The sequence below is a fragment of the Roseovarius halophilus (ex Wu et al. 2025) genome, from assembly GCF_047086965.1.
The window spans coordinates 1-686 of sequence record NZ_JBKOTX010000528.1; the positions used below are offsets into that span (position 1 = coordinate 1).

Consider the following 686-nt stretch of genomic DNA (forward strand, 5'->3'; position numbering starts at 1 on the left):
TATGACCTCGAGAACATCGTCAGCCCGATGCTGGCCGGGCTCCTGCTGGCGGTGGTGAGCTACAATTCCCTCTTCCTTGGAACGGTGGTGGGGTTTGCAGCTTCCGCGGTGCTGGTCGTCTCGGTCCTGCTGCCTTCGCCGAAACCGTCCGAGCCGCGCGGCATCTACGACCGCACCACGCGCGGCATCCGCATCTACCTCGCGACACCGCGCCTGCGCGGGCTGCTGGCGCTGAACCTCGCCGCCGCCGCTGCGGGTGCGATGGTGCTGGTCAACTCGGTGGTGCTAGTGCGCGGCACGCTGGGGCTGGACGCATCCGCGCTGGCATGGACGCTGTTCGCCTTCGGCGCGGGCTCGATGCTGGCCGCACTTGCGCTGCCGAAACTGCTCGACCGCGTGCCGGACCGGCCGGTGATGGTCGCCGGGGCAGCGCTCATGGTGCTTACGCTCCTTGGTCTCGCCGGAGAGGTCGCCGCCCTTGGGCTCACCTGGCCCGCGCTCCTTGGCGCGTGGCTGCTGGTGGGCCTGGGGTATTCGGCGGTGCTTACCCCCTCCGGCCGTCTGCTGCGGCGCTCCGCCCACGCAGAAGACCGCCCCGCGCTCTTCGCCGCCCAATTCGCGCTCAGCCATGCCTGCTGGCTTGTGACCTATCCGCTTTCCGGCTGGCTGATGACGCAGTTCGGACC

General features: G+C 69.5%; 1 protein-coding gene. It reads left to right on the plus strand.

The window, feature by feature from the left end; all coding sequences use genetic code 11:
- Positions 1 to 686 (plus strand): MFS transporter (locus ACH107_RS33315; RefSeq protein WP_412509857.1); only part of this gene is annotated, 686 nt, incomplete at both ends.